This window comes from Chryseobacterium sp. W4I1 (assembly GCF_030816115.1).
In the GTDB taxonomy this organism is placed as follows: Bacteria; Bacteroidota; Bacteroidia; order Flavobacteriales; family Weeksellaceae; genus Chryseobacterium.
Map to the genome: position 1 here is coordinate 1,654,251 of NZ_JAUSXQ010000001.1, position 26,683 is coordinate 1,680,933.

Genomic DNA, 26,683 nt, shown 5'->3' on the forward strand with positions numbered 1-26,683 from the left:
ACGATGAAAAAAATAATTACTCCAATAGGGATATTGCTCATGCTAAATACAGTACAGGCACAGATCAATCCCGATAAGGATTATAACAAAATCATACCTTCTACTCCAGAGACCTACAGTATTTTTAAGGCTGGAGATTATCCTGTAGATTACAGAACAGGAAAATTAAATGTTTCTGTACCCCTGCATACAGTTTCTACCAAATATGGAGTTTCTATTCCAATTAGCTTAACTTATAATACAGGAGGGATAAAAGTAGATGAAACCTCAAGTACGGTAGGCTTGGGATGGGCTTTGTCTATCCCAAATAGTATTTCTGTTGAAGTTCACGGAAAGGAAGATTTAAACAGTAGTGCACGATGGTTTCCCAGCAATATTTATGATTATCAATATATTGACCCTATCAATGTAGAAAGTTTTCCTAATGATATTCTTGTTAAACTACAAGCCATCAGGGATGATGTAGTGGATACGGAGCCCGATATATATCATTACAGCCTTCCTACCATTTCGGGGTCTTTTACAAGAGATACCAATGGTAACTTTCATACAATACCTTATGAAAACATCAAAATTTCTTATTCAGATGCTGATAATAAATTTACTATTACTGACCCCAACGGTATTGTTTATTTATTGAGAGTGGGGAATTCTCTTAGCTCACTAAGTACATCTCCTTTTTCCTATAGGGCATCATTCCTATTAGAGAAAATTATGCTTCCAAATAATGAGGAAATTACGTTTAAGTATGACAAGTATATATCCTATAAAAGCATTACTCATGGATATACGGATCTGTATTATCCAATTCCCACAGCAACCGACCCGTGCGTAGCAGGACAAAAAGATATTCATACCGCCACGACCAACCGCTATATAGATAAGTTGCCAACAGAAATTACGTACAATAATGAAACAGTAAAGTTTAATTATACCAATACCATCAAGGGAACAATTGGAAGGAAAGATGTATTTACAGACACCCCTGAGAATACCTATGCATTATATGAAATCAATGTAATTAATAATCAAAACAATCAAATTACTAGAAAATTAAAATTAATTCATGATTATTTTACTTCTTCAGACAATATCACTTCGGATTACAAGAATTACAGATTAAAGCTTTTAAGAGTAGAAAATCTATTGGAAAACAGTAAATATTCTTTTGATTACAATGAAGAAAACAAACCGCCTATAGGTAGCTATGCCCAGGATGTCTGGGGTTATTATAATGGAAAAGGAGGAACAGGGCTGATTCCCAATATGCATTATTTTAATAAAGATTATACCCAGGGAGCGGATAGAAATGTGGATGCAATGTATACCCAAGCCTATATTTTAAATAAAATTACCTATCCTACAGGCGGATCATCTGCATTTACTTATGAAAACAATTCTGTCTGGAGGAAATTAATTATTCCAAAAAGGCAGGAGACGATATATAACTATATTAATAATTCCTATACCAGTAATCAGAATGAGTATGATAACATCCTGATGACTACGCCCTCGAATGAATATTTTTATATTGATGTAAATCCTATCAATCCTGATGAACAGCTTTGGGTTGAATTTCTTAATTCATGTTCTAATCAGATTCCTAATGAAATTCCTGAAAATGGAAGCAGTATGGGAACGGCTTACCTTGATGAATTTGTCAATAATCAATGGAAGAATCTGGCGACTTTTAGCGGAGCTGATGTTGTTGGACAATTAACAGATGGTAATGTAGCACCAGCGAATAATAAATTTTTTCTAAACCCACAGGCTCCTAAGAGAATAAGGGTAAGAAGGATGGGAAATTGTTCAACAACACTAAAAATATTCAAAATAAAATATGTAAAAGAAATTAGCAATCAAAATAATATTGTAGGAGGGCTTAGAATAAAAAGTATAAAAGATTTTGATGGTACCACAACCTACACAAAACGACAGTTCCAGTATCATAATCCGACTCTTGCCGGAGAGCAGTCCTCAGGAGTTTTTGCTTCACCTTTGAAATTTTTAGACATCATCCCACGAGAAGTTGAGTTTGAAGGGAAATCATTACTTTGCAATATGTATGGTCTGAGTGCCGATCAGGCTATAAACTCCAGTTTGCTTGGGAAAGATGTGGTAAATTATGAATATGTGACAGAGTACACCTTAGGAAAAGGCAGAAAAGTTTATCAATTCATTGCAGAAGGAAACGAACTCGATTTATCCAATGTTGGAAATGGATTTAATCCATTCCGTTTTACCAATAAAAATCTGATCAACGAAAAATTTTATGCAGATAATGGAACAAGCCCTGTAAAAGAAATTATTTATAATTACACTCTGACCTATTCTAAAAATGCTTTATCCTCCAATTCTTACGGAAATCCACTTATGATAGCTCCTTACGGGAAAATTATCATGATTGACAGAAATGTAAGCACTGCATCGGGTGGTATGTATTCTACACAAGTATTAGAATCTTATCCTATAGAATCAGGAAAATTCTTATTAGATGAAGTTCAGACAAAGGATTATATTAATGGAAGTTTCATTACTACGAAAATAAATAATGAATATTCATTAAGTGATATTCAAAAGCCGATCAATCTTTTAAAGCAAACCGTCATTCATACTAATAATGATAAAAATACGGAAACCAATTATAGCTATGCCTATGAAAAAAGTAATCAATTGATGATCAGTAAAAATATGATTGGTATTCCACTAGAAACAGAAATGAAACAAACTATTGGAACTTCAACAAAAACACTGTCGAAATCAGAGACTTTTTATCCTTTAAACCAAGCTGAAGCTGATACAAAAACATCAGGATTGGTATTACCTACTTCAGTATTATCTTATGATCTTCAAACTCCGACAGCTGCTTCTACTGAAGTCACTTACGACAAATATGATTCCAAAGGTAACCTTCAGCAATACACCACAAAAGATGGTATTTCAACAACAGTTATTTGGGGTTACAATCAGTCCCAGCCTATTGCTAAAATAGAAGGAGCAAAATTATCAGATATCTCACAAACATTGATAGACAGTATCGTTAACGCATCTACTAATGATGCCCAGCTGGATACTGATGCCTCAGAGCAGTCTTTAATTTCAGCTTTGGATATTTTCAGAAATAACTCTGCGTTATCAAACTATCAGATCAGTACCTATACTTACGATTCTTTAATCGGAGTACGAAGCATTACCCCGCCTTCAGGGATCCGGGAAATTTATGTTTATGACACAGCTAATCGATTGAAGGAAGTAAAACAGCTGGATAAAGATGCTGCAGGAAATCCTGTATACAAAATAGTTAAAGAATATAAATACAACTATAAAAACTAACACACGATGAAAAAAATATTAATACCGATAGGAACTTTACTCCTATCAAATTTCGTGAATGCCCAGCTTACCCAGCTTCCTAATACCGAAAACTATATTCAGGCAAAAACATATCTGGATTATAGCGGAACTACACCTACAAAGACCTCAGAAACCGTTCAGTATTTTGACGGACTCGGGAGACCCAAACAAATCGTTAATGTCAAAGCATCACCATTGGGAAGGGATGTTGTTACTCACATTGAATATGACGGATTTGGAAGACAAGTAAAAGACTTTCTTCCCGTTCCGCAATCTGGAACCCTGAACGGAGCTATTGTTCCAACACCACTAGGAAATGCTTCGTCAGTGTATGGATCAGAAAAGATCTATGCGGAAAAAATACCGGAAAACTCTCCATTGGATAGAATCCAACAGCAGATTCAAGTAGGAAATGACTGGAGCAATAAGCCTGTTAAATTTGACTACGATACCAATATTGAGGAAGACTATGTAAGAAAATACGAAACCACTACAACATGGGTAGATGGCAGAACCCAAACCTCTGTTCAGCTCCTTCAGTATTTTCAAGCCTCAAAATTATACAAAAACACAGTAACCGATGAAGATGGTAACAAAACCATAGAATTCAAAAATGGGAAAGGGCAGGTTTTACTGGTTAGAAAAGTATTAAATGCTACACAAAACACAGATACTTATTACGTTTATAATGAATATGATCAGCTGGCATTTGTGATACCTCCTTTAGCATCAGCACCTACTGTAGAAACCACTACTGTAGAAAACCTTTATTACCAATACCGTTACGATGGCAGAAACCGTTTAGTGGAAAAGAAACTTCCTGGAAAAGGCTGGGAGTATATGGTGTATGATAAAGCCGACCGTTTGATTCTTACCCAGGATGCGGTTATGAAGCCGACAGAAAAATGGCTGATGACTAAGTATGATACATTCGGGAGAGTCATCTATACAGGAATTGTGGCAGGAGGTAAAAGACCTGTAATGCAAAACCTGATTAAAGATCTTGTTATTACCGAATCCCGCAATACAACTGGATTTACCCAAAATGGGATGGCTGTTTATTATACCAATGTTTACTTCCCGGCTGACACACAAACCATTTTAAGTATCAATTATTACGATACCTATCCTACGGGATCTTCTGCAGTCACCAATGTATTTGCACAAGAGCTCCTTACTGACAATCCGGCTAATTCACAAACCACCAAAGGAATGCTTACCGCTTCCTATGTCAAAAACATAGAAGATGACAAGTGGACAAAGAACTTTATCTGGTATGATACCAAAGGAAGAAACATCGGTTCAAGAAGCAACAACCATCTGGGAGGATATACTGTCGTTAATCATAAACTTGATTTTGCAGGGGTTGTCCTTCAGACCAATACCTATCACAGGAGGCTTGGCACAGATCCGGAAATGCATATCGCAGAAAAATTCACTTATGATTCACAAAACAGGCTTCTGACCCATACCCATCAGATAGGCAGCAATCCTGTTGAATATCTGGCTCAAAACAAATACAATGAGCTTTCTCAACTGGAATCTAAAAAAATAGGAGGTGCCAGTATAGCATCACCACTACAGACCATCGATTATAAATATAACATCCGTGGCTGGATGACTAAGATTAATGACCCTGATAACCTTAATGGAAAATTATTCGGATACTCAATGAGATACCAGGATCCTGCTATTCCCGGCACATCAACTCCCCAATATGGAGGGAATATTTCAGAGGTACACTGGAAAGCGGCAAATGATGATGTTTATAAAGCATACCATTACATTTACGATAAATTAAACAGACTCACAGATGCTATTTACAGAGAAGCGTATACCACGGCTCCCAATAATAATTTCTTTAACGAAAATGTAACCTATGACCTGAACGGCAACATAACCAGTTTAAAAAGGAATGGGAAGACCCCTACAGCAGAGACTCAGCTTATTGACAATCTTACCTATAATTATACAGGGAACAGGCTGAATCAGGTTATTGAAACAGTGAACACGGCAGGGTATGAAGGCGGTAACAATATCATAGACTATGATCTGAACGGAAGTATGATTAATATGAAGGATAAAGGTATTGAGGCTATTGTTTATAACCATTTGAGCTTGCCGGATTCATATTCGATTACCCAGAATAATCCTTTAGGAAACATTGTAAGTTTTGGTTTGAGTTATTTATACCGGGCTGATGGGTCAAAACTTCGTAAACAATACACTAAAGGAGGAGGAAAAGGTCAGTCTATGACCACTAATATTACAGATTACCTGGATGGTTTTCAATACAGTTATAGTGAGACCACAGCAAGTTGTGCGTGGTGCAGAACAAGTGTGGCCTACGAAGAGCAGGCTTTCAAAGAAGTTATTTTAGATCCAATTTTACCCGACCGTCTACCGGAATGGAAACTGGACTTTGTTCCCACTTCTGAAGGATTTTACAGTTTCACGGAAAACCGTTATATTTACCAGTACCGAGATCATTTGGGAAATGCAAGGGTAAGTTTTGCCAAAAACAGCGCAGGAATTCTTGAAATTACAGATGTCAATAATTATTATCCATTTGGCTTAAGTCATGTAGGAGGAAATAAGGGGCTTTTGGGTGACTATAAAAACTACAAGTACAATGGAAAGGAGCTTCAAGAGACGGGAATGTATGATTATGGAGTAAGATTTTATATGCCTGATCTGGGAAGATGGGGTGTTGTGGATCCGCTGGCGGAGAAGATGAGAAGGTACACTCCATATAATTACGCATTTGATAATCCAATAAGATTTATCGATCCTGATGGGAGACAAGCAAAAGATATTATTATATTAACGGCGAATGGTTCTTTCAAAGCTTCGAAAGAAATAATGTATAAGACTGAAGAAGGGAGACGTATTTGGGATAAGTATGGAACTAGCAAAGGCTGATGATATATATATAAATTCTAAAAACTTTGGTACTAGTTCATCAACTGTAGCGGAAACCATTGCTGATGTAAAGTCTATGGGACTTACAAAAGATGGAAAAGTATCTATTCCTGAAGGATATTCCAATTCTTCAGAATTCAACAATCTTGATATAACCCAATCAGGCGATAAAAATGTACACTTAATTTCTTTAAATGAAAATTTTTTCAAAGAAGAGAATAGTGATTCAAGATACAGCGCTACATATAAAAACAAACGAGGTATTGAGAAAACAACTGGATATAGCAATTATGATTTAGCGGAAACTGTTTATCACGAAATGAATGCACATATAGAAAACAGAACAGGAGATGAAGATACAGAACACACTAAATATGGAACAGATGGGTTTAAATTAATAACTCCAAGAACTCCTGGAACTGATTCGGAGAAAATAGTCAACCAACTTGTAAATGTTCGAGAAGAAGAAAAGAAAAAAAATAATGGAACAAATTAAAAGAAAAGCATTTATATATATTCTGCTGTTATGTTTTGCAGGGAATGCAAAAGCACAGATATTAGAGTTTTATGAACCAATTATTGTAACTTATAAATCAGGAATGCTAAATAATGAAAAAATTGATTTAGGAATATTTGATTATTTTCAAGATGATACTTCAAAAATGAAGTATGAATATTTAAAATACAATTCTGATAAAGAAATATTAAGCAAGTATGATAGTGATAATATGACTTTCCAAACAATACTTTGTTTGAGTACCCCAAATTTTAAATCAAAGCAGGAAATAAAATTAGGTATGTTTGATGGATTTGTTTTAACACGAGAAAATTCTGGTAGTTTTATAGCTACCTCGCCATATGGAAATGGAAGATATCCTTCACACCACAAAATAATTAAATCAATAGATGTACTTCAAAAAACAAAAAAGACATTAATAATAAGAGTTAATTATCAAGATGAATTTGAATGGAAATACTTCGGAATACTAGTTCTTAAAGATTATAAATATGAAAATTTGGAAGATGAAGAATAACTAGAGGGAAACCTTAGTGCAACTTATAAGAATTATAAATACAGCGGTAAAGAATTGAAAGAGACTGGAATGTATGATTATGGAGCGAGATTTTATATGCCGGATATCGGAAGATGGGAGTAGTGGATCCGCTCGCAGAGAAATATTTTAATATATCGCCATTTAATTATACCGCAAATAATCCTATTCTTTATATTGATCCCGATGGGATGCAATTAGATTTGAGTGATATAATGAAGAAAGGTAATGAAGAGCAATATAAAGCTTTTGTGTTTTTTGCTAAAACAAAAGAAGGACAAGCTTTTTTATCTAAATATATGGAGAAAGGGCAAAAAGTTGAATACGGAGGAAAGACTATTTTTGAAGCAAAGGCTAATGAAGAGTATCATAATAAAGGCATAGATTTATCATATGGAGTCAAAACAAACTCATCCGTAGGTGGGTCTACAACAGGCAAAACTAAGGAAGATGAGAAGAATGTCTCGATTTTGATTTCAAATAAAGCATATGGCGATTCTGGCAGTCAGTTTTTTAATACTTTAAGACAAATAGTTCACGAATCTTTTGTTCACGCTGATTTGGAAGCTAATGATCTTCAAGATGACGGTTATCTTAATTCAAGTAGCATTCCAAAAGAATATAGAAAATATGACACTTGGGAATCTCAACATGGGCAACATTATTATATCCAGAATGAGTATTTAAAATATCCTACAAACAATAAGGTAAATACATACACTAAGGAAGGGTTTCAAATTCTTAAGCAAGCAAACGAGGCTCTAAAATTAAAGTTAGGTAATTTCTCAGATAAAAACTGAAATGTGGAATTTTAACGGGTCTATGATAAAAGTAGATAAAAATGGAAGTCTCAACATAAAGATCAATAGTCGTATGAAATTAATTAGTATTATAATGATTAGTATACTATTGCTTTCATGTCATAAAGAAAAGCAAGAGTATATTGAAGTATCATTGGGATTTAGTATGAATCCTAATGAACCAAGGATTGGAATCCTCATAAATGACAAAGACTCTTTGTATGTATGTATGTATGTATGTATGTATGTATGGAAGATTTAATATCAGTTGACAAAGGAATAAAATATAAATATTTTAAATCAACTCAAAAGATTGATTTTGCTTCTTAAAAAAAAAATATTAAACTCTTTTTATGATTCAATTCAATTTAAAAGTATTCCTGATGCCCAGCCACGACAGATAAATTATTATTTAAATGGGAAGAATCTCAAATTTAGATTTAATTCACACGAATTATCAAAGAGACAAGAGGAAATTATTGAGGACTTGATTTTACTAAAAATAGATAAAAGACTTAAAGAAATTCCTTATTATAAGTTTTCACGAGATTTGCTAGATTCTAAAATTCCTAACCCTCCACCTAAATAACGTTACAATTATAAAGTACAACGGGAAGGAACTTCAAGAGACGGGAATGTATGATTATGGCGCAAGATTTTATATGCCGGATGTAGGGAGATGGGGTATTATGGATCCGTTAGCGGAGAAAATATTAGATTTGAACTAGATTTTTTTTGAGAAGCACCATTTTAGATTGACACAGTATTTCACATTCCCGATAAATTCAAAAGCCATTTTATACAGTCTTCTGGTTCTACAATAGACCAGGAGTGTGGATGTCTTGTGCCGTCAACCCTGTAGCCTTTACCAATGGCAGGAATAAATTCTGCTTTTTTATTTCCATTTTGCATTAAAAAATTGGTCATAGCCGAAAGGTTGGCTGCATTCATATCATAATAGTCTCTGCTTTTGTTTTTAAGCTGCCAAATTATATCCGGGTCGCAATACAACCTTACAGGAACATCAACCAAATATTTGGCATTACCGCCGTCGTCTCTGCTTCTTGTAAACATCGAGGCGTCTACATATCTTTCAGGAAACTCTTCTGGCGAACCACCGTAGAGCTTTTTAAAATCATCTACTATAAAATGGTCTTCCTGCAATGCGATTTTTTTACTTTCTGATAACTGATCACCTTCCTTTTCGTATTTAACAATTGCATTTTTTGCTCCATTGTATAAATCCATCATATCTACCGGTGGGTCAATTCCAATTACTGCCAATGGCTTTAAATAAGTGGCGTATTTTGCATTGCGAGACATTTCGGTGTATTGAAGTGCATTCATTCCACCTAATGAAAACCCACTCAGAATGAATTTATTCTTTGGCGCTTTATATTTGATAACAACATCTTCAAAAACGGCATCAAAAAATTTCTTTGCTGTTGTATCTGTTTCTAATGTATTATTTGTATTTGCAGCTACAACAACTGATAAAATATTTTTCTCGTATGCCTGTTGCATTAAGTTTTTATTGCAGCTGATTACATTTTCAGCAGATTCACCGTAAGATGGGAACAATATTAAAACAGCTTCTATAGATTTTTTCGGTGCAAGTGCATAGTAGAATAGATTATCGTCCTTATTAATATTGTTATAAATTTCCGTACTGTTTTTAATCGATATCGTTTGCTTTTTAAGAAGGGGCAAATATTTATCGTCTAAATTCAGAAAATTACCATCTACAAAATTGCCAATGGTTTTTCCACCGTTATCGAAATAAGCTGCACCTTTTCCATTTAAAGCACCATTGATAAAAGGCCCTTCAAAACTTGCATATCCAATGATTTTAAATTTCCCTTTTCCGTTGAATTTCCCTTGCTTCATTTCTCCTTTGTAAGTAGCTGCCAGTTTATTATTTTGAAACCATTGTAAAAAACCAGCTCCGGATGCAAAATTGTTTTTGCAACTGCCGTTCCAAATAAGGCTGTCTGTAGGACTTGGTTCATCTAACCATATTTTGCAATTGGATTGATGTTCTTTAACAAACTGTCCATTGCTTTGGGCAAAGGAATTTGTAGTAAGTAATATTAAAAGTCCAATAAATAGTAACCTCATTTTTTCTCTTATGCTTAATTGTTGTTGAAAATTACGCAAAACGTTTTATTTATTACCGAAGTCGGACAATAGAAAACCAAAATAAAATGTATTATTGATAGAACTTAGAGCAAAACTTCTTTTCCATTTAGCACTTGATAGATCTTAGACCATATTATTCGCTTCCTCAATTTCTTTTTGAGTAGTGACCACAGAACTGTCACTTTTATTGATGTAGTAAAAGCAACGCGCTTATGATACAGACAGTCTGTGGCAACTTCCCAGTCATTATCTTTCATGATTTTTCCCGGAGTGTATTGAATTTACTGATATAAGCCTTTGGATTATTTCCAGTTTCATTTTCATACAGCTTCAGTTCTTTCCTGTAAAGTATCTTCCTGGTTTCCTGTTTATTACTTTATGCGTTATGCATTGAGGGCAGTAAAAAACAAAAAGTAACCATTAATATTTGGATATAATTTTCTCCATTCCAGCCTTTTTCATAGATTCAGTTCGATACAATTACATAATTACATAATAGGTGTAATATTTTCATTGACAGATTGATAATTCTTATTTGTTTATCAATTGTTTTAGCTCTTTTACAAGAGTTTTGTTGAGCAGTAATTTTAATACTATTATTTATTCCACATTACCTCTCGATCAATACTTTACGTACTGCCGTCTGCCCGTCAGCTTTTATAATCCCGATATAAGCTCCTGCAGCTATTTCTGACACGTTAATTTTTGTCTCATTATTTCTTTTTAACAATGACTTTCCTGAAAGATCTGTAATTTCGAAGCTGAAATCTTTTACCTCTGCAGGAAGTTCAATATTAATGGTATCTTTTGCAGGATTAGGGTAGAGTGAAACAGATTCAATAGAACGTTCTGAAACAGGTTCTTTTGATCTTAAAGCAATTGAATTGGCTGCGGTAGCAACGGCAAAATGCTGTAATGCTCCTACAGTGGCTTTTCCTATTTTGTAAATGTAAACAGGATCTGTATTGGCAAAAGTATCATTAGAGCTGTGCGGATAGCTACTTCTTATCCTTTCAAAAAAGCCGGTGATCACTTCACCTTTTCTTTCAAAAGGAATATAGTCCGTATCTTCAGCAGGATCAACAGCCGTCTGAAGTGGAGAGTAGAGTACAGTACAGTTTCTAAGCTGCTGGGTTACGGCTGCAGATGCCGCATTATTGCCGGTTGGTCCGGCCTGATCCTGATCGCAATAAACGGTATTGTTATTATTTCCCATCACTCCGCCCACCTGATCAAGATTGAATACCAGTTTTATATCCAGTACTCTGGTCCCGTTTTGGTAAGCTACTTCATTAACATAGTGAGAACTTCCCCGGAGACCCTGTTCTTCTCCGGAAAAATGAATGAACTTGATAGAATATTCCGTAGGAACGTTTCTTAAAATTCTGGCAGCCTCTAGTATTATAGAAGTCCCGCTGCCGTTGTCATTTACTCCGGGACCATAAATACTGTCGAAATGCCCGCAGATAATAACATATTTATTAGGATAAACTGTTCCTGTTTTTGTAATGACCAGGTTTTTGGAACTGGTACTCCCGAAGGTAAAGGGATCCTCTACAATCTGGCTGGCAGAATATCCGTAAGAAATATACTTGTTTTTGATCCAGGTAAGTGCGTTTGCATTCTTTACAGATCCCGTTGTTTTTATTCCCAGGTTGGAAAAATCCTGGAGATTCGTTGTAATATTGGTTTGTGAAACCAGATTGGCTCTGTCCTGGTAGGCCTGAATAAAAGTTTGCGCCTTCCCGCTGAAGACAGCTAAAAAAATTGGTAAAATTGTGATTAATTTTTTCATTTTCAATTTATTTTATGGTTGGTGTTGGTGATAATTTTAAATGAAAAATCCCGACTAATAGTCAGGATTTTATGAATTGTTATTCAATAATTATTTTTCTTGTTACGCTGGTATTTTCCGTTTTTACAGTACAGAAGTAAACACCATTGCTCAGGCCTGAAACATTCACCTGAGTGTTGTTTTCTTCCTTTAACACAGATTTTCCTGCTAGGTTGGTAATTTCAACAGAGAAGGGTTTGGTATTTGAATCCGGTACTTCAACAGTAAGAATGTTCTTAACAGGATTTGGATACATTTTTACAGGTTCTGAAGTTTGGAGAGGTTTTTCCCTGGCTGCAGAAGCAGCTGTAACAGTAGAAGATGCCGTTGCAAAATGCTGCATAGCGCCTACAGCAGCTTTAGCAACTTTAAACACATAAACAGGATCCACATTCGCAAATGTATCATCCACAGTGTGTTCATTATAACTCCTTGTATATTCATAAAAACCGGTAATTACATATCCTTTCTGTTCAAAAGGCATATAATCTGAAGAATATGCATTGGAAATACTGGTCTGAAGAGGCGAGTATAGGGTAGTACATGCTGCCAGCTGATCTGTGACAGTTTTAGATGCCGCATTATTTCCCGACTGTCCTCCGGTATCCTTTTCGCAGATAATTTTACTGTTAACATTACCCAACTGACCCCCTACCTGGTCAAGATTGAAAATCAGTTTGATATCCAGTTTTTTTATCCCACTTTGGTAAGCCACACTGTTTGCATAGTGAGAGCTGCCATACAAGCCCTGTTCCTCTCCTGAGAAATGAATAAACTTGATAGAATATTCCGTGGGTATATCTTTTAATATTCTGGCTACTTCCAATATAACAGAAGTCCCGCTGCCGTTATCATTGGTTCCAGGGCCTGTGATGGTATCATAATGCCCACAGATAATAACGTATTTATTAGGATAGACCGTTCCCGTTTTGGTTATTACCAGGTTTTTGGAGCTGGTACTTCCAAAAGTGAAAGGATCCTCTGTGATCTGGCTGGCAGAATATCCGTAGGAAGTATACTTGCCTTTGATCCAGGCGAGTGTATTGGCATTATTTACAGACCCTGTGGTTTTTACCCCTAAATTGGAGAAATCCTGAAGATTTGCTGTAATGTTGGGCTGGGAAACCAGATCAGCCCTGTTTTTGTAAGCCTGTATCAATGTCTGGGCATTGAGGCTCCCTACCGCTAATGCAGTGCATAAAAATGGAGTAAATTTTTTCATATTAAACTTTATTTTGGATTGGTGTGTGTCTATTTCTTGATGATTACCTTTTTGGTGATGCGGTTTTTATCTGATTTTACAGTGACCATATAGGTTCCGTTTGTAAGGGTAGAGGTGTTCATCTGCTTTTCATTTTCTGCATTCAAAACCAAACGTCCATTCATATCGGTAATTTCTATATCGAAATGCTTAACATCATGTGGCAGATCAATATTTAAAATATTATTGGCTGGGTTAGGGTAGATCCTGATGGTTTCCAATGAGTTTTCAGGATATACTTCATTTGTTGCCAGGGTAGCTGAGGCGTTTGCAAAATGCTGTAATGCACCTACAGCTGCTTTTCCGATATTGAATACATACACGGGATCTACATTCGCAAAAGTATCACTTGAACTGTGTGGATGAGGGCTTTCCAGATACTCGTAAAATCCTGTGATCACTTCCTTCTTAGATTCAAAAGGCATATAATCTGATGAATAAGTCGGTGAAAATACAGTCTGTAGAGGCGAGTACAATTCGGTACATACAGCCAGTTCCTGCGTTATCTGGTTCGAAGCGGCATTGTTTTCGGGTTGACCTCCGGTATCTCTTTCACATTTAACCGTATTATTATTGTTTCCAAGTTTACCGCCTGCCTGATCTATATTGAAAATAAGTTTTATATCCAACTGGCGGATATTATTTTGATAAGCTACATTATTTGCGTAATGAGAGCTGCCATACAAGCCTTGCTCTTCTCCTGAAAAATGAATGAATTTGATAGAATAATCAGTAGGAACATCCTTTAAAATTCTGGCTGCTTCCAGAAGTATAGAAGTTCCGCTTCCGTTGTCGTTCACTCCGGGACCGTTGATTGTATCATAATGTCCACAGATAATAACATATTTATTGGGATAGACTGTTCCCGTTTTGGTAATGATAAGATTTTTAGAGTTCACAACGGTTGATCCATTATCAAATGAAAAAGGATCTTCCACGATCTGGCTTACTGTATAACCATAGGAAAGATATTTATTCTTAAGCCAATTTAATGCAATTGTGTTATTTGGGCTGCCCGTGGTTTTGATGCCTAAATTTCCAAAGTCCTGAAGATTAGCTGTAATATTATTTTGAGATATCTCATTGACCCTATTTTGATAAGCCTGTATAAAATTCTGGCCCTGAAGACTATAAGCTGATAAAGAAAGGAGTAAAATAGTCGTTATTTTTTTCACTTTTAACTAAAGTTTTAAAGATTTAATAATTCAACAAATGTAGATAATAAAAATCAATTTTATTTTACACAAAAGTAAAATTCTCCAATGGGGCTTTATTTTTTTTATAAAAGATATTATTGACGAATATTAAACTACATTATATGAAATTTTGTGAAAAAAAATTACATCATACCACACTAAATAAAAAAATCCCGAGCAAAGCCCGGGATTATATTGATAACAAAAAATTCTACATTATTTTACTTGATCTACAACTGCTTTGAAAGCTTCAGGGTGATTCATTGCTAAATCAGCTAAAACTTTTCTGTTAAGCTCAACGTTGTTCTTTTTAAGAGCTCCCATAAACTGAGAGTAAGACATTCCATGCTCTCTGGCACCCGCGTTGATACGAGTAATCCAAAGTGATCTGAAGTTTCTCTTTTTCTCTTTTCTACCACGGTAAGCATATTGCATTGCTTTTTCCACGGCGTTTTTAGCTACAGTCCAAACGTTCTTTCTTCTACCGAAAAAACCTTTAGCTTGCTTAATAATTTTCTTTCTGCGAGCTCTTGAAGCTACTGCATTTACTGATCTTGGCATAATTAAATTGTTTTTTTGAAAAGGGCGGCAGTCAAACTGCTCTTAGTGGCACCGTTTCAGGGTTAAATTTTTTGAATTGTTTTGAATTCTTATAAACCGAATATAGATTTATAAAAACTACTTAATGGCTAATTGACGTAGAACGCTTTTTTCGTCCACTTTTGCAACATAAGAAGTCTGCGTAAGATTTCTCTTCTGCTTAGTTTCTTTTTTTGTCAAAATGTGACTTTTGAAAGCATTCTTTCTTTTAATCTTACCAGTTCCGGTAAGTTTAAAACGCTTTTTAGCACCTGATTTCGTTTTTAATTTTGGCATTGTTCTGCTTTTTTATTGTTTTGTTATCAATATCTTGTCCTTGATTCCTACAATACTGAGGAATAATAGTTTGCAAAGATACAAAAAAAACACCAATTTTTTACCTGTCCCTATTGAATTTATACAATTTCTTCAGGAATAAAATCTGCATACTTTCTTTAGCTGTAAGGGTCTCATTAAAAAACTGCAGATACACAGATCTGCAGTTAAATAATATTAATTGAATGGAACTATGATTTAAAAAACTCCAAAAGATCTTTATTAATAGTGGCAGCTTCTGTAGTTGGCATACCGTGAGGGAAACCTGGATAAGTAATTAGCTTCCCGTTTTTAACCAATTTTGCAGCTACAACACCTGTGATTTCGTAAGGTACAATTTGATCGTCTTCTCCATGCAATACCAATACCGGTACTTCCACACTTTTAAGATCTTCAGTAAAATCTGTTTCAGAGAAAGCTTTGATACAGTCATAATGAGCTTTGATAGATCCCATCATTCCCTGTCTCCACCAGTTTCTGCGGATTCCCTCAGATTCTTTTGCCCCTTCTCTGTTATAACCGTAAAATGCCATTGAAAAATCTACAAAATACTGTTGTCTCTGAGTTGCTGTGTTTTGACGGATTTCATCAAAGATAGACATTGGAATTCCATTGGGGTTATTTTCAGTTTTCACCATAATAGGAGTCACTGCACTTATCAAAACAGCTTTTGAAGCCCTTCCTTTGCTGTGTTGAGCAATATATCTGATCACTTCACCTCCTCCTGTAGAGTGGCCTACGTGAATGACGTCTTTTAGATCCAAAGCTTCAACAATTTCTGCAACATCTGCAGCATAAGTGTCCATATTATGCCCTTCAGCAGTTTGTTCAGACCTTCCGTGGCCTCTTCTGTCATGGGCTATAACTCTGTACCCCTGCTCCAGGAAGAAAAACATTTGTGCATCCCAGTCATCACTCGATAATGGCCATCCATGGTGAAAGAATACAGGCTGTCCTTTTCCCCAATCTTTGTAGTAAATCTGCGTTCCGTCTTTTAATGTAAGTGTGCTCATTGTTTTTTTGTCTAAGTTTATTAATAATGTAGTAAATATTGCTCTTTGTTATTTACAATACAAATGTATACTTATATCTTTCATCGGATATTGATGTAGGATAATTTTATATAAATAATTTAATAAATTAAAAACAAAAAAGCCCCAAAACAATTTGAGGCTTTATATGATAGAAAATAGACATGATGTCTATAAAAACTATTTAGCTGGTTTTTTTGGACTCATCATCATGATCATCCTTTTTCCTTCAAGCTTCGGCAGTTGATCTACCTTTCCAACGTGCTCAAGTTCCTGAGCAAGTTTTAGAAGTAAGATTTCTCCCTGGTCTTTGAAGATAATTGAACGTCCTTTAAAAAAAACGTAGGTTTTTAGTTTTGACCCTTCTTCAAGGAATTTTTCAGCATGTTTCTTCTTAAACTCATAATCATGGTCGTCAGTCTGAGGTCCGAAACGGATCTCCTTTACCACCACTTTTATTTGCTTGGCTTTAAGTTCTTTCTGCTTTTTCTTTTGCTCATATAAAAACTTTTTATAGTCTAATATCCTTGCAATGAAAGGTTCAGCCTTATCTGAAATTACTACTAGGTCCAATTCCTGTTCTATAGCAAGTTGTCTTGCTTTATCAATTGGAAAAATCCCCGGCTCTACGTTATCGCCCACTAAACGAAGCTCTCTCACACGAATTTTATCGTTGATCAAGTGTAAGTCCTCCTGTACAGGACGTCTCTGTGGGCCCCTGTTGTTAAATCTTTGTGCTATTGTATTATAATTTTATTGGTTAATTACTTATCTATTCTTTCTAAATTTAAGAAATTAAAAAATGTAATCATTTAAAGATTAATCTAAACTCAATAATCTTTAATTTGTTTTAATTCTTAAATCTTTTAATAATTTAAATTCTATATCGCTGCTTCTTTCTTAAAGTAAGAAACAAAATCCTCCATGCTCATCACTCCAAGGTCACCTTCTCCACGTCTTCTTACAGAAATCGTGCCTTCTTTCTCCTCATTTTCTCCTACAACCAGCATAAAAGGGATCTTATTCAATTCTGCATCACGGATTTTTTTACCCGTCTTCTCATTTCTCTCATCAATCTGACCGCTAATATCGTGATTTTCTAAAAATTGTGAAACTTTTTTTGAATAATCTACATATTTTTCACTGATTGGTAGAATTATAAACTGATCAGGGCTTAGCCATAATGGAAAATCTCCCGCAGTGTTCTCTAATAAGATGGCAATAAATCGTTCCATAGAACCGAATGGTGCTCTGTGGATCATCACCGGTCTGTGCTTCTCATTATCACTTCCAATATAGTGAAGATCAAATCTCTCCGGTAAGTTATAGTCAACCTGGATTGTTCCCAGCTGCCATTTTCTTCCCAAAGCATCTTTCACCATGAAATCCAGTTTTGGACCATAGAATGCAGCTTCGCCATATTCTACAATTGTTTTCAAACCTTTTTTCTCAGCTGCATTAATGATAGCATTTTCAGCTTTTTCCCAGTTCTCATCAGAACCGATATATTTTTCTTTGTTTTCAGGATCTCTTAAAGAAACCTGAGTTACAAAATCTTCAAATCCTAAAGATTTAAAAACATAAAGAGTCAGATCAATTACCTTTTCAAATTCCTCTGAAAGCTGATCCGGAGTACAGAATAAGTGAGCATCATCCTGGGTAAATCCACGAACCCTTGTCAGGCCGTGAAGCTCTCCACTCTGCTCATATCTGTACACAGTTCCAAATTCTGCGTACCTTTTTGGAAGATCTCTGTAGCTCCATTGTGAAGTTTTGTAGATTTCACAGTGGTGCGGACAGTTCATTGGCTTCAGCATGAATTCTTCACCTTCATTTGGTGTTTTGATCGGCTGGAAGCTGTCTGCTCCATATTTATCCCAGTGTCCCGAGGTCACATACAATTCTTTTGAACCGATATGTGGCGACATAACAAATTCGTAACCTCCTTTTTTCTGGGCATCACTTAGGAAATTCTCCAGTTTTCTTCTCAAAGCAGTTCCTTTAGGTAACCAAAGTGGTAAACCTGCACCAACTTTTTCAGAGAATGCAAAAATTCCAAGTTCCTTACCCAGTTTTCTGTGATCTCTTCTTTTTGCTTCTTCCAGTCTTTCAAGATATTCGGTAAGATCCTTCTGTTTAGGGAAAGAAATACCGTAAACTCTTGTCAGCTGAGGATTTTTTTCATTTCCTCTCCAGTAAGCACCCGCTGCATTTAAGATCTTCACAGCTTTCACAATTCCTGTGTTAGGAATATGGCCTCCACGACATAGATCGGTGAAGTTATCATGGGTTACAAAAGTGATCTCTCCATCATTCAGATTAGAGATAAGCTCTACTTTGTAAGGATTATCTGCATATGTTTTTAAAGCTTCTTCTTTAGAAACAGGGTATAATGAGAATGTTGAAGCTTTCTTCGCATTTTCCAACACTTTCTTTTCAATTTTCTCAAAATCTTTTTCGGATATATTTTCGTCCCCGAAATCTACATCATAATAAAATCCGCTTTCAATAGCAGGTCCTATTGTCAGTTTAGCATTAGGATAAAAATCCAGGATAGCCTGCGCCAACAGGTGGGCAGAAGAGTGCCAGAAGGCTTTCTTTCCAAGATCATCATTCCAGGTCAGCAATTGTACCGTTGAATCTGTGGTTATAGGTGTGGTGGTTTCTACTTGTTTGCCGTTTACAACTGCGGAAATGGTATTTCTAGCCAATCCCTCACTGATAGATTTCGCCACATCTAAAGGAGTAACTTCTCCTTCAAATTCTCTGACACTATTGTCTGGAAGTGTAATTTTTATCATTGTTTACTAAGAAATTTTAAGATGCAAAAATACGCATTTTTTAGTTAGTATGCTATTTTTAAAGTATATTTGAAATAAGAATTACTGTTGAATCTTGAAAATGAGATTTGTGATTTTAAATAAATTCGTTTTTACTCCTGTTTTTTTTAATAAAAATGAAATTTTTACAGTGAAATGCTGTGAAAAGAGACTGTTTTTTCTACAATAATTCAAAGAAAGACATGATAATATGTATAATGATATGAAGAACTTTAATATTGACCTGCACTGTGATCTTTTATGCTATTTATTGGACCCGGCTGCAAAAATTGATGATAATGAATTGGGATGTTCGCTTCCTTTTTTAAAAGAAGGAAATGTCAAGCTGCAGGTGATGGCTATATACTCAGCGACAGGCGGTAACAGTACATCAGATGGAGCAATGCAGAGTGAACTGTTTGCAGATTTATTAAAAAATGAGAATTTCTTTTTATTTGAAGGCGAAAACTATAAAAATCCTGAAAATGAAAACAGGGTAGGAATTATTGCTTCTATTGAAAATGCATCCGGTTTTTGTGGAGAAGAGGACACTCTGGATTCAGGATTCAAAAAACTGGAAGCGATTATTGAAAAAACACAGAAGATCTTTTATTTAGGAATAACACATCACACTGAAAATCGCTTTGGAGGGGGAAACAATTCCACAGCCGGACTGAAAGAAGACGGAAAAGTCCTGCTTGATTATATTTCAGATAAAAATATACCGATTGACCTTGCCCACACCAGTGACCAGCTGGCATACGGAATTCTTAATTATGTAGACCAGAGAAACTACAACATACCGATTATTGCAAGCCACTCCAACTACAGGAATATTCATGATAAAAACAGAAATCTTCCCGATGAGCTGGCCAAAGAAGTGATCAGACGAAAAGGCTTGATAGGAGTCAATTTTATCAGAAACTGTGTAGATGACAAAAATCCTGAACTATTATATGAACATATCCGGTACGGATTGGATCTGGGAGGAGAAAATGCTGTTGCTTACGGTGCAGACTTCTTCTTTTGCAAAAATCATCCGGATAAATCCCGCCATCCCATTTTCTTTGAAGGATATGATGATGCTTCTGCTTTCAACTCTGTTAACAGTAAGATTGAAAAGGAATTTTCTCCTGAAATTATGGAGAAGATAAGCCACAAAAATGTGTTGGACTTTATGGAAAGAATTAAACTTTAGATAACTATTTTAGGAATAAAAACAAGCTGGTGACTAAGTTTTAGAAGCCACCAGCTTGTTTCAGTTCTTTCTCTTATATCTTACTTTCTGCTTGATAATTTCTATTACATCCACATTTTTTACCTTAGATTTTACCCAGCCATGAATATCGATATAGAACAATGATCTTCTGTAATATTCATTTTTAGCAAAGCCTTCCAGTATTTCATTAAAAGCTTCAAATGACTTTTGTTTGTCATTTAAAACCAGATTGTTGATGTTTTTAAAGAATTCAATACTTTCAAAATGAAAGGCTTCCGGCTTTTTCATTTTCCGGGTAAATTTTAACGTTGAATTGATAAATTCATCATAATCTTCATCATTTCCGGACTCATATTTCGCCATTAAAATCAGGATTCTGGTATGGAATAAAAGATCCTCCTGGACATTTCCTTTACACTCCACAACCTTCATAGAATATTCTATTGATTTCTTAAAGTTTTTGCTTCCGAAAAACATGGCAGCCATTTTCAGATAAAGGATCATAAAGTGATGTTCATCAATCTTTTCCCTCAGCCTTTCCATCTTCAGTTCAATTTCAGGAATAAGCTTTGTCCCTGTGAAGAATTCACCTTTTACAAAATGAATATTCATGAGGGTATTGTAATGGGTGAGGAAGATAAGTGCCTGCAGGTTTTCGTTCTGTACAAAATTCTGGGAATTTACCATCGTGTTGAAATTTTTAAAGTTCTCCTCCAGGATATCAATGTTTCCATAAAGGAATAAAGTTTTCAGCAGATACGTGTTTCCCTTGATATACCATACCGGATGACTGATGATCATTTCTGGCTTTTTATGAAAGAGATCTACCCATTGATAGGCATATTTCAGGGTATACTTATAATCCTGTAGCAGTTGGTTTTTCCATACATGGGCTTTGTAATACCACAACTTTTCTGTGAAGTTCAGCTTATTTAACGGTATTTTCTTGATCTGGGCATTGAAAATTTGCAAAACCTTTTCCCGGTCAGTATCATTTTTTACATAACCATGAATCAGCATTTCACTGTACAGCTTCAGGGAAAGATTAGAAAGTTCTGTAGCATAATGATTTTGTCGGTTGATCTCTGTAGACTGTTCTATGAGCTCATCTGCACGTCCTTCGATACTTCGGGTAATGAATTGTGATTCAATGACTTTTTCCAGATTGATGATTTCTGAAGCAATGCTTTTTTCATCTAATTCCAGAGCAGCCTGTTTAGCTTTATCCAATATTTTTAAAGCCTGCTTATAAAGCCCTTTCTGATAAAGGATAATAGAAAAATCAAGTTGTTCACGAAGCTGTATCCTGTAATTCTGATTGCTCGGATTCATTCGGAGGCTTACGAGGATCTGTTTATATAAATGAGCTTTCAGATTGGAAAGTTGCTGTTTCGTTGAAATCTTTTTATCAATAATAATATTTTCATCGTACTCTTTCATCTTATCCAGTTCCGAAAAAAGGAGCAGAAATTTAGCATCGACATTAATTCCGAGACGATTCACATACAGTTTAAACTGACGCTTTTCTGAAGTGGTTAATGACTTAATCAGTATAAACAAAAAATCTTTCTGCAGTTCTGCCATTGTAAATTTATAAAATTTAAAATATTGATTATTAAGTGATTGCGGCTATCATATCAGCTGTTGAATATTGTAATTTTCAGAAAAAATGAAAACGTAAAAATATTGTAAGCGGTAGTTTTGATCAAAATTAAGTAAAAAACTTCATTATGAATTCCGAAAAAATCGAAATTTTTGATACGACGCTGAGGGATGGGGAACAGGTCCCCGGATGTAAACTGAATACAAAGCAAAAACTTATTATAGCTGAAAGGCTTGATAAACTAGGGATTGACGTAATTGAAGCTGGTTTTCCGATTTCCAGTCCCGGAGATTTTGAATCCGTTTCAGAAATTTCAAAATTGGTAAGGAATGCAACCGTTTGCGGATTGACAAGAGCCAATAAAAAAGACATTGATACGGCTGCTGAAGCCCTTAAATATGCAAAAAGACCTCGAATTCATACCGGGATCGGAACTTCTGATTCCCACATTCAATATAAATTCAACTCAACAAGGGAAGATATTCTGGAACGTGCTGTGGAAGCCGTAAAATATGCAAAGCGGTATGTGGAAGATGTGGAATTTTATGCAGAAGATGCAGGAAGAACAGATAATGCGTACCTGGCAAAGGTCTGCGAGGAAGTGATAAAAGCTGGTGCAACTGTTCTTAATATCCCTGATACTACAGGGTATTGCCTTCCTGAGGAATACGGACAGAAAATAAAATACCTCAAAGAAAATGTAAAAGGTATTGAAAAAGCCATTCTCTCATGCCATTGCCATAATGATCTTGGATTGGCCACAGCCAATTCTATTGCAGGGGTCATCAACGGAGCCCGCCAGATCGAATGCACGATTAACGGATTGGGGGAAAGAGCCGGAAATACGGCCTTAGAAGAAGTCGTCATGATTTTAAAACAGCATAAGGATCTCAACTTACATACTGATATCAATTCTAAAATGCTGAATGAGATGAGTCTTATGGTTTCAGATCTGATGGGAATGCCTGTACAGCCTAACAAAGCGATTGTAGGAGCCAATGCTTTTGCTCACAGCTCAGGGATTCACCAGGATGGCGTTATCAAAAACAGGGAGACTTATGAAATTATTGATCCTGAAGAAGTGGGAGTAAATGCTTCATCTATTATCCTGACAGCTAGGAGCGGACGCTCTGCTTTGGCTTACCGTTTCAAACATATCGGCTACGAAATCACCAAAAATGAACTGGATTTCCTTTATCAGGAGTTTTTAAAGATCGCTGACAGGAAAAAAGAAGTGGTCAATGATGATCTCTACATGATGATGGAAACGTACAGTAGAAAAATAGGATAGTAATTGATTTAAATCAGGGAAAATTGAATATGGATAATAATAAAAAGACACTTTTTGATAAAGTCTGGGATGCCCATGTTGTGGAAACTATTCCCGACGGGCCGCAGATCATTTATATAGATAAACACTTAATTCATGAGGTGACCAGCCCTCAGGCTTTTGCGGAACTTGAAGCAAGAAATCTTGAAGTTTTCAGGCCAAATCAGATCGTTGCCACGGCAGATCATAATGTCCCTACTATCAATCAGGAACTGCCGATCCGTGATGAATTGTCAAGAAATCAAGTCGAGCAGCTTACAGAAAACTGTAAAAAAAATAATATTGAATTATTTGGATTAGGCCATCAGTATCAGGGGATCGTACATATTATTGCCCCAGAATTGGGAATTACTCAGCCGGGAATGAGTATTGTATGCGGAGACAGCCATACCTCTACACACGGAGCATTTGGAGCGATAGCATTTGGTATTGGAACCAGCCAGGTGGCACAGGTTTTTGCAAGCCAATGTCTTTTACTGAATAAACCTAAGTCTATGAGAATTACGGTCAATGGAAAACTAAATGAGAACGTTCAGTCCAAAGATGTAATCCTATACATTATTTCAAAAATTGGGACTGATGGCGGAACAGGTTATTTCTGTGAATATGCAGGCAGTGTATTTGAAGAGATGTCGATGGAAGGCAGGATGACGGTCTGTAATATGAGCATTGAGATGGGTGCCCGAGGCGGAATGATTGCTCCTGATACCACAACATTTGACTATGTAAAAGGTAAAATCTTCGCCCCACAGGGAGAAGAATGGGAAAATAAGCTGGCCTACTGGAAAACTCTGAAAACAGATGAAGGGGCTGTTTTTGATAAAGAACTGGAGTTTGATGCCTCAGAGATTTTTCCTATGATTACCTATGGAACCAATCCCGGAATGGGAATTTCAGTCCGTGAAAGTATTCCTGTTCCTCAGAATGAATCTGAAACAAAAGCTCTTCAGTATATGGGACTGGAAGCCGGACAGGGAGTTTCTGATGTGAAAGTAAATCATGTATTTATCGGAAGCTGTACGAATGGAAGGATAGAAGATTTCCGAACTGCAGCACAGTATATCAAAGGAAAAAACAAGTCTGACAATGTGAATGCCTTGATCGTTCCGGGATCACAGCAGGTCGTAAAACAAATCTATGAAGAGGGACTGGATAAAATTTTCAATGATGCAGGGTTCCAGATTCGTCAGCCCGGATGTTCCGCTTGTCTCGCCATGAATGATGACAAAATTCCAGAGGGAGAATATTGTGTTTCCACTTCAAACAGGAATTTTGAAGGCAGGCAGGGACAGGGTGCGAGAACTATTCTTGCCAGTCCGCTCACCGCGGCGAAAGCAGCCATTGAAGGAAGAATTTCAGCTTTTGAAAATTTAAACTAAAGAGATCACAAAACAAATGCAAAAATTAACGCTTATAAAATCCCGTGCAGTACCATTGCCGGCAGAAAATATAGACACAGACCAGATCATTCCCGCAAGATTCCTGAAAAGTATAGACAGAAAAGGGTTTGGGGAAAATCTTTTCAGAGACTGGAGGTTTAATATTCATACAGGAGAACCCAATCCGGATTTTGTTCTTAACCATGCCGAATACAGCGGTGAAATCCTGGTTGCCGGAAATAATTTCGGATGTGGCAGCAGCAGGGAACATGCAGCCTGGTCTTTGACGGATTATGGTTTTAAAGTGATCATTTCAAGCTATTTCGCGGATATTTTTAAAGGAAATGCTCTGAATAACGGGCTGCTTCCTGTCAAAGTTTCGGATAACTTTTTAAAAGAAATTCTGGAAAATATTACGAAAAAACCGGATTCTGAAATTGTTGTAGATGTGGAACAGCAGACGGTAACCTTTAACGGATTCACAGAAACATTTGAGCTGGATTCTTATAAAAAAATATGTCTGATCAACGGTTATGATGATATTGATTTTTTAATCAGCAGAAAACAGGCAATAAAACAATTTGAACAAAAAACACAAAAGTATGAGCAGCAGTTATTTTAAAATAGCGGTTCTTTCCGGAGACGGGATCGGCCCGGAGGTTGTCAATGAAAGTTTGAAGGTATTGGATGCAGTGTCCGAAGTTTTTAGCTGCAGGTTTCAATATTCCTATGGATTAATGGGCGCTGAAGCGATCTTTAAAACAGGAGATCCGCTGCCTGATGAAACCCTGAGAATCTGCAAAGATTCTGATGCTGTTCTGTTCGGTGCCATTGGAGATCCTTTTTTTGATAACAATCCGGATGCTAAAGTAAGACCTGAACAGGGACTTCTGAAGCTGCGCAAGGAGCTGGGACTTTATGCGAATATCAGACCTCTTAAAACTTATCCTTCACTGATTGAAAAAAGTCCTTTGAAAAGAGAAATCATCGAGGGAACAGATATTCAGATTTTCAGAGAACTGGTGAGCGGTATTTATTTCGGTGAAAAATTTACAGATCCGGATGGAAAATACGCTTATGATGTGTGCAAATACAGTAAAGAAGATATTATTCCCATTGCGCACATGGCTTTTAAAGAAGCTGAAAAAAGGAAAAAGAAGCTTACATTAATTGATAAGGCCAATGTTTTGGATACTTCCAGACTCTGGAGAAAAACCTGCCAGGAGATTGCCCCTCAATATCCTGATGTAAAGCTGGATTATATATTTGTAGATAATGCAGCCATGCAGCTGGTTCTTAATCCAAAACAGTTTGACGTCATTCTGACTGAGAATATGTTCGGGGATATTATTTCTGATGAAGCCAGTGTGATCGGTGGATCTATCGGACTTCTTCCTTCTGCATCGATAGGTGAAGAGAATGCTTTATTTGAGCCTATTCACGGATCTTATCCTCAGGCTAAGGGGAAAGGTATTGCCAATCCTGTAGCATCTATCCTGAGTACGGCTATGATGCTTGATTATCTTGAACTTCATGAAGCTGCTGATAAACTGAGAAGGGCAGTGGAGCATGCTATAGAAAACAAATATGTTACGGTAGATCTTAATTCTCAACAGCATTATTCAACAAGTGAAGTAGGAAATTTTATCGCAGATTACATTAAATATTCTGAAAAATCATATTACAATTTTGAAAATATCAAGATCGGTAAATCTACGATCGTATAAATAAAATCAGTCCATATAATAATAAGTAGAAAGGAAGGTCCTGTCTCAGCTTGAGCAGGGCCTTTTCGTTGTGCCTTAGTATCCTGATCAAATCTTAAAATT

Annotated in this window: 21 protein-coding genes and 1 pseudogene; 12 read left to right on the forward strand and 10 right to left on the reverse strand. The window is 36.0% G+C overall.

All coding sequences use genetic code 11. The features are described from left to right. Positions 1–3 precede the first annotated feature (3 nt). The 7 genes and pseudogenes from QF044_RS07620 to QF044_RS21575 all read left to right on the forward strand — a co-directional run. Complete coding sequence (locus QF044_RS07620; RefSeq protein WP_307265645.1) at positions 4–3,333, forward strand: hypothetical protein; 3,330 nt, start codon at positions 4–6, stop codon at positions 3,331–3,333. A 6-nt stretch (positions 3,334–3,339) separates the two neighbouring features. Next, positions 3,340–6,276 carry a DUF6443 domain-containing protein gene (locus QF044_RS07625; protein WP_307265646.1) on the forward strand — a complete coding sequence of 979 codons (2,937 nt, stop codon included), beginning with the start codon at positions 3,340–3,342 and terminating at the stop codon, positions 6,274–6,276. After that, positions 6,257–6,772, forward strand: coding sequence for a hypothetical protein (locus QF044_RS07630; RefSeq protein ID WP_307265647.1), 516 nt, complete (start codon positions 6,257–6,259; stop codon positions 6,770–6,772). The genes QF044_RS07625 and QF044_RS07630 overlap by 20 nt, the downstream gene beginning before the upstream one ends. After that, positions 6,759–7,310 carry a hypothetical protein gene (locus QF044_RS07635; RefSeq protein ID WP_307265648.1) on the forward strand — a complete coding sequence of 184 codons (552 nt, stop codon included), beginning with the start codon at positions 6,759–6,761 and terminating at the stop codon, positions 7,308–7,310. The genes QF044_RS07630 and QF044_RS07635 overlap by 14 nt, the downstream gene beginning before the upstream one ends. A gap of 54 nt (positions 7,311–7,364) precedes the next feature. Further along, complete coding sequence (locus QF044_RS07640) at positions 7,365–7,433, forward strand: hypothetical protein (RefSeq protein ID WP_307271972.1); 69 nt, start codon at positions 7,365–7,367, stop codon at positions 7,431–7,433. Further along, positions 7,433–8,128, forward strand: coding sequence for a hypothetical protein (locus tag QF044_RS07645; RefSeq protein WP_307265649.1), 696 nt, complete (start codon positions 7,433–7,435; stop codon positions 8,126–8,128). The genes QF044_RS07640 and QF044_RS07645 overlap by 1 nt, the downstream gene beginning before the upstream one ends. 602 nt (positions 8,129–8,730) lie before the next feature. Continuing rightward, a pseudogene (locus tag QF044_RS21575) lies at positions 8,731–8,835 on the forward strand (RHS repeat-associated core domain-containing protein); the annotation flags it as partial. Positions 8,836–8,896: 61 nt separating this feature from the next. Here QF044_RS21575 and QF044_RS07650 read toward each other — a convergent pair. The 9 genes from QF044_RS07650 to thrS all read right to left on the reverse strand — a co-directional run bounded on the left by QF044_RS07650 (position 8,897) and on the right by thrS (position 19,305). After that, positions 8,897–10,246: a hypothetical protein gene (locus tag QF044_RS07650; RefSeq protein ID WP_307265650.1), complete on the reverse strand. Its 1,350-nt coding sequence runs from the start codon at positions 10,244–10,246 to the stop codon at positions 8,897–8,899. Positions 10,247–10,877: 631 nt separating this feature from the next. Next, positions 10,878–12,062, reverse strand: coding sequence for a M28 family peptidase (locus tag QF044_RS07655; protein WP_307265651.1), 1,185 nt, complete (start codon positions 12,060–12,062; stop codon positions 10,878–10,880). Between the two features lie 79 nt (positions 12,063–12,141). Beyond that, positions 12,142–13,323, reverse strand: coding sequence for a M28 family peptidase (locus tag QF044_RS07660; protein ID WP_307265652.1), 1,182 nt, complete (start codon positions 13,321–13,323; stop codon positions 12,142–12,144). Between the two features lie 29 nt (positions 13,324–13,352). Next, on the reverse strand, positions 13,353–14,537 hold the full coding sequence (locus QF044_RS07665) for a M28 family peptidase (RefSeq protein ID WP_307265653.1): 1,185 nt from the start codon (positions 14,535–14,537) through the stop codon (positions 13,353–13,355). A 237-nt stretch (positions 14,538–14,774) separates the two neighbouring features. Continuing rightward, positions 14,775–15,119, reverse strand: a complete 345-nt coding sequence (gene rplT / locus QF044_RS07670) for a 50S ribosomal protein L20 (protein WP_034705993.1) — start codon at positions 15,117–15,119, stop codon at positions 14,775–14,777. A 117-nt stretch (positions 15,120–15,236) separates the two neighbouring features. Beyond that, positions 15,237–15,434 (reverse strand): 50S ribosomal protein L35, encoded by a 198-nt coding sequence (rpmI, locus tag QF044_RS07675; protein WP_307265654.1) that lies wholly within the window; start codon positions 15,432–15,434, stop codon positions 15,237–15,239. A 230-nt stretch (positions 15,435–15,664) separates the two neighbouring features. Then, positions 15,665–16,486 carry an alpha/beta fold hydrolase gene (locus QF044_RS07680; RefSeq protein ID WP_307265655.1) on the reverse strand — a complete coding sequence of 274 codons (822 nt, stop codon included), beginning with the start codon at positions 16,484–16,486 and terminating at the stop codon, positions 15,665–15,667. Positions 16,487–16,684: 198 nt separating this feature from the next. After that, positions 16,685–17,185: a translation initiation factor IF-3 gene (infC, locus tag QF044_RS07685; protein ID WP_307265656.1), complete on the reverse strand. Its 501-nt coding sequence runs from the start codon at positions 17,183–17,185 to the stop codon at positions 16,685–16,687. Positions 17,186–17,385: 200 nt separating this feature from the next. Continuing rightward, positions 17,386–19,305 carry a threonine--tRNA ligase gene (gene thrS / locus QF044_RS07690; protein ID WP_307265657.1) on the reverse strand — a complete coding sequence of 640 codons (1,920 nt, stop codon included), beginning with the start codon at positions 19,303–19,305 and terminating at the stop codon, positions 17,386–17,388. A 241-nt stretch (positions 19,306–19,546) separates the two neighbouring features. Between thrS and QF044_RS07695 the strand changes: the two genes are divergently transcribed. After that, a complete protein-coding gene (locus tag QF044_RS07695) occupies positions 19,547–20,521 on the forward strand; it encodes a dipeptidase (RefSeq protein WP_307265658.1) in 975 nt (324 codons plus the stop codon). Positions 20,522–20,581: 60 nt separating this feature from the next. Here QF044_RS07695 and QF044_RS07700 read toward each other — a convergent pair whose 3' ends face one another. Further along, entirely contained in the window at positions 20,582–22,126 is a 1,545-nt protein-coding gene (locus tag QF044_RS07700; RefSeq protein WP_307265659.1) for a hypothetical protein, read from the reverse strand. A 146-nt stretch (positions 22,127–22,272) separates the two neighbouring features. Here QF044_RS07700 and QF044_RS07705 point away from each other — a divergent pair, with 146 nt between their 5' ends. Genes QF044_RS07705 through leuB form a run of 4 tightly spaced genes read left to right on the forward strand, consistent with a single transcriptional unit; the run spans position 22,273 to position 26,581 of the window. Beyond that, a complete protein-coding gene (locus tag QF044_RS07705; RefSeq protein WP_307265660.1) occupies positions 22,273–23,436 on the forward strand; it encodes a 2-isopropylmalate synthase in 1,164 nt (387 codons plus the stop codon). A gap of 29 nt (positions 23,437–23,465) precedes the next feature. Beyond that, a complete protein-coding gene (leuC, locus tag QF044_RS07710) occupies positions 23,466–24,854 on the forward strand; it encodes a 3-isopropylmalate dehydratase large subunit (RefSeq protein ID WP_307265661.1) in 1,389 nt (462 codons plus the stop codon). Between the two features lie 16 nt (positions 24,855–24,870). Continuing rightward, positions 24,871–25,476, forward strand: coding sequence for a 3-isopropylmalate dehydratase small subunit (gene leuD, locus QF044_RS07715; protein ID WP_307265662.1), 606 nt, complete (start codon positions 24,871–24,873; stop codon positions 25,474–25,476). Next, positions 25,457–26,581 carry a 3-isopropylmalate dehydrogenase gene (leuB, locus tag QF044_RS07720; RefSeq protein ID WP_307265663.1) on the forward strand — a complete coding sequence of 375 codons (1,125 nt, stop codon included), beginning with the start codon at positions 25,457–25,459 and terminating at the stop codon, positions 26,579–26,581. Before leuD ends, leuB begins: the two co-directional genes overlap by 20 nt. Positions 26,582–26,683: the final 102 nt, after the last annotated feature.